Origin of the sequence: Shewanella sp. 11B5, assembly GCF_002836795.1 — a bacterium.
GTDB lineage: Bacteria > Pseudomonadota > Gammaproteobacteria > Enterobacterales > Shewanellaceae > Shewanella > Shewanella frigidimarina.
Genome location: NZ_PJAP01001071.1, coordinates 1 through 2,394, shown reverse-complemented (window position 1 = coordinate 2,394; position 2,394 = coordinate 1). Strand labels below are relative to the sequence as shown.

General features: G+C 41.3%; 4 protein-coding genes. All 4 read right to left on the bottom strand.

Annotated elements, in window-relative coordinates:
* Positions 1-450 (bottom strand): response regulator transcription factor (locus CXF78_RS20420; protein WP_145991593.1); only part of this gene is annotated, 450 nt, incomplete at its 3' end.
* 2 nt (positions 451-452) lie between these two features.
* Positions 453-872 (bottom strand): DUF3019 domain-containing protein, encoded by a 420-nt coding sequence (locus CXF78_RS20415; protein WP_257984967.1) that lies wholly within the window; start codon positions 870-872, stop codon positions 453-455.
* An 8-nt stretch (positions 873-880) separates the two neighbouring features.
* Positions 881-1,732 carry a MipA/OmpV family protein gene (locus CXF78_RS20410; RefSeq protein WP_041413179.1) on the bottom strand — a complete coding sequence of 284 codons (852 nt, stop codon included), beginning with the start codon at positions 1,730-1,732 and terminating at the stop codon, positions 881-883.
* 251 nt (positions 1,733-1,983) lie between these two features.
* Positions 1,984-2,394 (bottom strand): MarR family winged helix-turn-helix transcriptional regulator (locus CXF78_RS20405; protein ID WP_257984966.1); only part of this gene is annotated, 411 nt, incomplete at its 5' end.

Sequence of the window (2,394 nt, the reverse complement as noted above, 5' to 3'; positions counted from 1 at the left end):
TTGCTGATGAACCGTGACCGTTTTAGCGGTAGCATTAAGCACTAGGGCACCAAATACCAGCTGTTGTTTAGGCTCTTCATCATTGGCGCGGCGCAGTAACGCTTTAATCCGTGCCAGCAAGACTTGCGGCCGAATAGGTTTGGTGAGGTAATCATCGGCGCCCATTTCCAACCCCTGAATTTCATCCCCATCTTCAACACAGGCGGTCATAAATAAAATAGGCCCTGAATAAAAGCCCCTCGCCTCTTTGCAAACATCGAAACCGTTTTTCACTGGGATCATTACATCCAGTAAGACCAGATCCGGCAGTTCTTCAGCGATCATGTCTAAGGCATAATCACCTTGACTGGCAACAGTTACCTCATAGTCATGATCCAGTAAATAATCACTGATCCACTCAGCCAAAGAAGTGTCGTCTTCTACCACTAATATGTGCTTTTTCACTGCCATAACTAGAATAACCTCCAACCTGATTGGCTCTGTTTGGGAGCCTTATAAACCCAAGTCACTACCACTTTAACTCTAGCCAAGGGATCAGCTTTATCATCGGTGATTAAACTGAAAGAGGTTGTCTTATCACCTTCAAAACTATAGTGATATTCTTGCAAGCTTGCCCCATTCCAACACGTTAGCTGACGCCCACTTTTACTCATCACTAGGCAATAGTCGCCTTTACTTGGCGTTTGCCAGCGAAACAATACATCTTGATAGCAAATTTGCCCTTTATGCAAGGCAACGCAACGCTCGGGAGTTGCAGTGAAGGCGATGGTATTGTCCTGACTAAAAGCAGAGATAGGTGTAAGAATAGCGACGCAGATAACTGAGTGGAACAGTGCCGAGAAAAATGCAAAAGAGACATTAAATTTCTTCATAATGCCCCCTAAAACACATAGCTAATAGAGGCGTTAAAAAACGACCCATAATCAGCTTGATTAAAAGGACTATTCGTTATTTCCTTGGAGAGCACATTGAGGCGATACATGGCTCGAAATACCAGTTTCTCACTCAGTGGATAAGCTACACCGAGCTCTATACCGTATGTTACAGCGCTACCGGGGCGATACTCAGGAAATAGCTCAGTCGCTTCTGAGCTCTCAACGCCAAAAAGGCGCCGACTGAGCTTCGATGATGCGTATTCAATACTGGCTAATGCATGAAAATTCCAATTACGAACCTGCCAAGATTTCCCCAACCGAGCAGAGCTAGCAATACCTTGAGCATCAAAATAATCACTTACTATTCGATACTGAAAAATATAGTCATCATCCCAATAGCGTGTAGCCCTGAAACCGGCACCAATAAAGAGTGAATCCATCGACATTAGGTATTCATTACGAACAGCTTCATCCAAAGTATTAGGGGCATCATCTGGATTACGGCTGGTGGAACTTTGCAAGTTGGCGGCTAGAAAATCTAGTGACCAATTAGGTGAACTCCACAGATTTAAACCCAAATTAATCCCATCTTGAGATTCATGTATCATCTCTATAAATAGACCTTTGTATTGATACATGCCGCTGATGAGTAAAGAAGGCTGCACTGACTCATGTTCAGTTTGGCGAATATCTAACTGATTGGTACCGTAAACACTGGCTCCAAGCTCAAAGTAACCGCCATCAGCAAGGCGTGATTCTCCGCCGCGGCTCACGCTAGTCGCTATGTCTGAAGCCACTACTAAGTTAGGCGTTAACAGCAGTCCCAATAACAAACTTCTAAGTAAAATTACATTCATTTTATTCATATTTTTTATCGTGATGTTAGTTTCATAGTGCAAAGAGTTGGTGACATTTCAGCTCGGCATAAAAAAGTTATATGCATGCCCACTAGGGTATTTATTCCCCACAGTTCTATTGGCCTGCTTTTTAAACACTGCGATTAACACTATAGGATTGAAAGTTTAAGATTAACAAAGTATTGCTGCCGTTAGTTTACCCTATTACTCTCTAAGGCTAAATCCGCTACTTAGCATATTATCTCTTACAGCTATCTTTTCAGATTCTGAGCCATTTCTAATGCTATAGAATTAAATTGATCAACTTGTCTCTCCGTTATTGAATCCAGCATGACTTTCATGATGTTATTTTCAATATGCAATAATTGCTTCAAAATTTCTTGTCCAAATTCAGATAATTCGATCAAATGGCTTCTGCTATCCAATGGATTAAGCACTTTATAAATTAAATTCTTTTTAAGCATATCTCTAACTAGTCTAGCTACTTGCCCTTTATCCCTATCTAGTTGTTCGGAGATATAAGCCGCCGTACAGCTACCAATGCGATTAATACAATGAAGCGACTGAATTTCCATTGGAGCAATATCAATACCTGCTTCACGTATTTCTTTGTTTACACATGATTTAAAGGTATGAGTAAGCGATAAAAAAGAATCTGGGAT